This is a genomic window from Streptomyces murinus, from assembly GCF_002154555.1.
Classification (GTDB): Bacteria; Actinomycetota; Actinomycetes; order Streptomycetales; family Streptomycetaceae; genus Streptomyces; species Streptomyces murinus.
The window spans coordinates 1-5,610 of sequence record NZ_MUNF01000524.1 but is presented as its reverse complement, the minus strand read 5'-3'; the positions used below and the strand labels follow the sequence as shown (position 1 = coordinate 5,610).

Below are 5,610 nucleotides of genomic sequence, written 5' to 3'. Positions count from 1 at the left end.
CGATAGCCCACCGAGCGCAGCTGGTGCTGCGCTCGGTGGGCTATCGGGGGGTGCCGCTGGAGGGGCTGCCGTTCGACGAGGCGAGCGGCACGGTCCCGCACCTCGCGGGGCGGGTGGTGCGCGACGGCGTGGCCTCGCCCGGGGAGTACGTCGCCGGGTGGATCAAGCGGGGTCCGTCGGGTGTGATCGGCACCAACCGGCCCTGCGCCAAGGAGACGGTGGCCTCGCTGCTCGCGGACGCCCCCGAGCGGGCGCGCTCCGACGCGCCCGAGGACGCGGTCCCCGCGCTGCTGGCGGCCGGGATCGAGCCGGTGGTCTGGGACGGCTGGCTGGCGATCGAGCGGGCGGAGGCCGAGCTGGGCGCGCGTCTGGGCCGGGGTGTGGTCAAGCTGGCGGACTGGGACACCCTGCTGGCGGGGGCGCGGTCGTCGTCACCCCCTTCGCGGCCCCGGCCGTGACCCCCGGCCCGCGTACTCAGGCGTCGTCGCCCAGGCGGGCGTACTGGCCGTTGGCGGCGGTGAGGAGGGCGTCGAGCAAGCCGGGGAAGAGGTCGTCCAGGTCGTCCCGGCGCAGGCCGCTCAGCTTGGCCGTGCCCCGGTAGCACTGCCGGATGACACCGCTCTCGCGCAGCACCCGGAAGTGGTGCGTGCTGGTGGACTTGGTGACCGGCAGGTCGAAGCGCGAGCAGGACAACTCGTCGGCGGCCGTGGCGAGTTCGCGGACGATGCGCAGCCTCACCGGATCGGACAGCGCGTGCAGCACGCCCTCCAGTCGGATCTCCGCCCGGTCGGGGTGCACCAGCACCCGGCCGGGGGCGGCGGTCTCGGTCACGGCAGCCCACCTTCGTCGCTGGAGTCATGAAGCCTTTACGTTCCCGCATTGTACGAGAGTCATCATAGTTTGACATCCCTCGTACTACGAGGTCTATCGTACGAGCGGACCTGGCGGTCCGTGACGAAGGGAGTCTGCCGTGAGCGTGCTGTTCGAGCCCGTCACCCTGCGTGAGGTGACCATCCCCAACCGGGTGTGGATGCCCCCGATGTGCCAGTACTCGGCCGAGCCCGCGGGGCCGCTCACCGGTGCCCCGAACGACTGGCACTTCGCGCACTACGGGGCGCGGGCCACCGGCGGCACCGGTCTGATCGTGGTCGAGGCCACCGCAGTCTCCCCGGAGGGCCGGATCTCCCCCTACGACCTCGGCCTGTGGAACGACACCCAGGTGGAGGCGTTCCGCCGGATCACCCGCTTCCTCTCCGCCCAGGGCACGGTGCCCGCCGTGCAGCTGGCACACAGCGGACGCAAGGCCTCGACCGAGCGGCCCTGGAAGGGCGGCGCGCCGATCGGTCCGGAGGGCCACGGTTGGGGGCCCCTCGCCCCGAGCCCGCTGCCCTTCACCGAAGGCCACCCGGTACCAAGCGAGTTGACGGTGGATCAGATCACGCAGATCGCCGGGCAGTTCAAGGAGGCCGCGCGCCGGGCGCTGGAGGCGGGCTTCGAGGTCGTGGAGATCCACGGCGCCCACGGCTATCTGGTCCATGAGTTCCTCTCCCCGCACTCCAACCACCGCACCGACGCCTACGGCGGTTCGTACGAGAACCGGGTCCGCTTCGCGCTGGAGATCGTGGACGCCGTACGGGAGGAATGGCCCGCGGACAAGCCGCTGTTCTTCCGGGTCTCGGCCACCGACTGGCTGGAGGAGGGCGGCTGGACCGCGGACGACACGGTCCGCCTGGCCCGCGATCTGCGCGCCCATGGCGTGGACCTCCTCGACGTCTCCACCGGCGGCAACGCCTCCGGCGTGCGCATCCCGGTCGGGCCCGGCTATCAGGTCCCGTTCGCCGCCCGGGTGAAGGCCGAGACCGGCCTTCCGGTCGCGGCCGTCGGTCTGATCACCGAGGCCGAGCAGGCCCAGAAGATCCTGGCGAACGGCGAGGCCGACGCCGTCCTGCTCGGCCGCGAGCTGCTGCGCGACCCCTCCTGGGCCCGGCACGCCGCCCGGGAGCTGGGCGGCGACGTACGGGTGCCGGAGCAGTATCTGCGCTCGGTGTGAGCCTCAGGCCGGCAGCAGTCGTACGACCGTCTCCTCCAGGCGGGGCAGCGCGCGCTGTCCCGCCAGCGCGAGGGCGATGGCGACGGCCACGCCGGCCCAGGCGAGCGGCCCGAGCGGGGTGCAGCCGAAGGCGCGGCTGAGCACCGGGGTCTGGACGACGGCGACGAGCACCGCGGCCGAGCCCAGCGAGGTGATCTGCACCAGCCGGCTGTCGCGCCGGTCCAGGAGGGTCTGCACCAGCTGGGTGCAGACCACCCCGCACAGTGCCATGGTGCTGGAGCGGCGGGCGGTGCCCGGGGTGAAGCGGCCGATCAGCCAGGCGGTGAGCGCGCCCAGACAGGTGGTCAGCGCCCGGTGCCTGATCTGCCGCAGCAGCGGATCGCCCAACACCCCGGCGGCCTCCTCGACATGGGCGAGGTCCGCCTCGCCCTCCTTCTCCGTGACGGCGACGGCCATCGACGGGAACAGGTCGGTGAACAGGTTCACCATCAGCATCTGCCGGGTGGACAGCGGCGCCCGCCCGGACACCAGGGTGCCGATCAGACCGAAGCCGACCTCGCCCGCGTTGCCGCCGATGAGGATGGCGATGGCGTCGGCGACGCTGTGCCACAGGGCGCGGCCTTCGCCGACCGCGTCGATCAGGACCGTGAGGTCGTCGTCGGTGAGCACGATGTCGGCGGCGTTGCGGGCGGCGGCCGAGCCGCGGGCGCTGATGCCCACGCCGATGTCGGCGGCGCGGATCGCCGCGGCGTCGTTGGCGCCGTCGCCGACCATGCCGACCACCCGGCCCGCGTCCCGCAGCGCCTCCACGACCTGGAGCTTCTGCTCGGGTGCCACCCGGGCCACCACGCCCGCGTCACGCAGCATCCGCGCCCGCGCCGCCCGGTCGGCGGCGGCCAGTTCATCGCCGGTGACCACCACGGTGTCCTCCGGCCAGCCCAGTTCGGCGGCGATGGCACGCGCGGTCTGCGGGTGGTCGCCGGTGAGCACGACGGGTCGTACGCCCGCTTCCAGCAGCCCCTTCACCAGCGCCGTGGAGGTGTCGCGCGGTACGTCGGACAGCGCCAGCACTCCCGTGAACTCCAGGTCCTGGAGCGGCTGTTCGAGTACGGCGGACTCGTCCTCCCCGCCGTCCAGGCGCCGTTCGGCCACCGCCAGGACCCGCAGTCCCGAACCCGCCAGTTCCTGGGCGGCGTTGGCGGCTCCCGCGGGGAGACCGGTGCAGGCGGGCAGGACGGTCTCGGGGGCGCCCTTGACCACCAGGACGCGGGAGCCGTCGCCGGCGCGGCCGACGGCGGCCGCGTAGCCGCGGGCGGCCTCGAAGGGCAGCCCGGCGAGCTGCGTCCAGTCGGGGTCGGGGCGGGCCGCGTCCAGGACGGCCTCGTCGGTGGCGTGCACCGGCCGCTCGGAGCCGCCGTTGAAACGGGGGCAGGCCCGGGCCGCGGATCGTACGGTGTCCGCGGAACCGGCGGCGGCCACGGCGCGTACGGTGCCCTCGGCGTCGGAGACCCGCACCAGGCGCAGCCGGTTCTCGGTGAGGGTGCCGGTCTTGTCGAAGCAGATGGTGTCCATGCGGCCGAGCGCCTCCAGGGTGCGCGGGGTGCGCACCAGGACGCCGCCGCGGCTGAGCCGGCGGGCCGCGGCCAGCTGGGCGACGGTGGCCACCAGGGGCAGCCCCTCCGGTACGGCGGCCACCGCGACCGCCACACCGCCGCTGACCGCCTCCCGGATCGGGGTGCCGCGCAGCAGCGCGAGACCGGTCACCGCGGCGCCGCCCGCCAGGGTCAACGGCAGCGCCTTGCGGGTGAGTTCCTGGAGACGGGCCTGGACGCCGGCGGCCGGGGGCATGCGCGCGGCGAGGTGCACGGCGCGGGCGGCCTCGGTGTGCTCGCCGGTGTCGACCACGACGGCACGGGCCTCGCCCGCCACCACGGTCGTGCCCTCGAAGACCATGCAGCTGCGGTCGGCGACCGGGGCGTGCGGGGTGGGGTCGGTGTCCTTCTCCACCGGCAGGGACTCGCCGGTCAGCGCGGACTCGTCGACCTCCAGGCCCTCCTGCCACAGCAGCCGGGCGTCGGCGGGCACCACGTCGTCGCCCTTGAGCTGGATCACATCGCCCGGTGTGAGCTTGCCCGCCTCCACGGTGCGGGTGCCGCCGGCCGGTGCCTCCGCCTCCGTGGGCACCACGCGCGCCTTGCGCTTCTGGTCCGCGACCAGACCGGACAACGCCCGCTCGGCGCGCAGCCGTTGGACCCCGCCGACCAGGGCGTTCAGATCGAGGGCGCCGACCACGAGCAGGGCGTCCACCGCCGAGCCGAGGATCGCGGAGGCGGCCGAGCCGACCGCGAGGACCGGGGTGAGCGGGTCGTGCAACTCGCCGCGGACGGCCTGCCCGAGCTGGTAGGACCAGCGCACGGGGGTGACGAGCGGATGCCGGTAGACCCCGTCGGCCGCCTTGCGCAGCCCCTCGGCCAGCGTGCCCAACGGCGTGCTCTCGGCGCCGGGTTGGTGTTCGAGCCGGTCCCTGGCCTGGTCCGGGTCCAGTTCGTGCCAGTGCACCCGGGGGCGGGGGTGCGGGGCGCGGGCCACCGCCACGCCGAGCGCGGCACGCATCCCGGACAGCAGGGCCAGGGCGGCGCCCGCGTCGACGGGTGCGTGCCGCAGCCCCGGCAGCATGGCGAACCGCCCCCGGCCGCCCTTGGCCTCGCCGACGGCCACGAGGAGTCCGGACAGGGCCGCGCCGGACCGGGCCAGGGTCTGGGACCGCCCGCCGACCGCGCGGGCGGCCGGGATCGCGATCAGCACCCGCCACACGTCGGGCAGCCCGTGCAGGGCCAGCATGTCCGCGCCCCACACCACCGCGCCGTCCCGGTCGGTGAGGGCGACGGCGACATCGCTGGCGCGCAGCGCGACCAGCACGTCGCTCTCCTCGGCCGAGCCCACCCGGGCGACGGTGAGCACGGTGTGTGTCTCACCGCGCGCCTCGTAGACCACGTCGTCCAGCGGCCGGCGGGCGTCCACGACCTGGTCGGCGAGGCCGGTGAAGTCCTCCAGGGCGGGATCGTCCACCAGCACCACCCGCAGCCCGGCCCGGCGGGCTGCGTCCAGCACCGGCTCGGCCCACGGGTCCGCCTCGCCGTCCGCGCCGCGCAGCGCTCCGGCGTGCAGGACGACGGTCCCGGCCATGTCGAGGCGGCGCAGCCGCTCGGGGTCGCGGACCAGCACTCCGGTGCGGGACAGGGCGGCACTGAGGACGGCGTGGAAGGCGGCGGGACCGTAGCGGGCGGCCTTGGGTGAACCGGCGAGCACCGCCTCGGCCGCCTCGGTGCCGTCGTGCTTGACCAGCAGGGTGGCCGCGGCGCCCAGCACACTGCCGGCCGAGGCGTGGGAGGCGTACTGCTGGGCGNNAGGCGGCCGCGCGGGCCACGGTCTCGGCGATCTGGCAGGCGCGCAGGGTGCCGTCGAGCAGCAGCGAGGAGGGGGTCTGCCCGGCGCCGTGCGCGGCGGCGTTGGCGGTGGCCAGCACCAGGTCCATCCGGTCGGGTCCGAGGCGGGCGCGC

At 75.1% G+C, this 5,610-nt stretch carries 2 protein-coding genes and 2 pseudogenes; 2 read left to right on the top strand and 2 right to left on the bottom strand.

The features are described 5' to 3' along the window. Positions 1-458, top strand: a pseudogene (locus CCN72_RS28675) (NADP oxidoreductase); the annotation flags it as partial. A gap of 16 nt (positions 459-474) precedes the next feature. On the opposite strand, the gene CCN72_RS28670 reads toward CCN72_RS28675, so the two are convergent. Continuing rightward, positions 475-831 carry an ArsR/SmtB family transcription factor gene (locus CCN72_RS28670; protein WP_086810819.1) on the bottom strand — a complete coding sequence of 119 codons (357 nt, stop codon included), beginning with the start codon at positions 829-831 and terminating at the stop codon, positions 475-477. 139 nt (positions 832-970) lie between these two features. Here CCN72_RS28670 and CCN72_RS28665 point away from each other — a divergent pair, with 139 nt between their 5' ends. Next, on the top strand, positions 971-2,050 hold the full coding sequence (locus CCN72_RS28665) for an NADH:flavin oxidoreductase/NADH oxidase (RefSeq protein ID WP_086810817.1): 1,080 nt from the start codon (positions 971-973) through the stop codon (positions 2,048-2,050). Positions 2,051-2,053: 3 nt separating this feature from the next. Here the strand turns inward: CCN72_RS28665 and CCN72_RS28660 are convergent. Continuing rightward, positions 2,054-5,610, bottom strand: a pseudogene (locus CCN72_RS28660) (cation-translocating P-type ATPase); the annotation flags it as partial.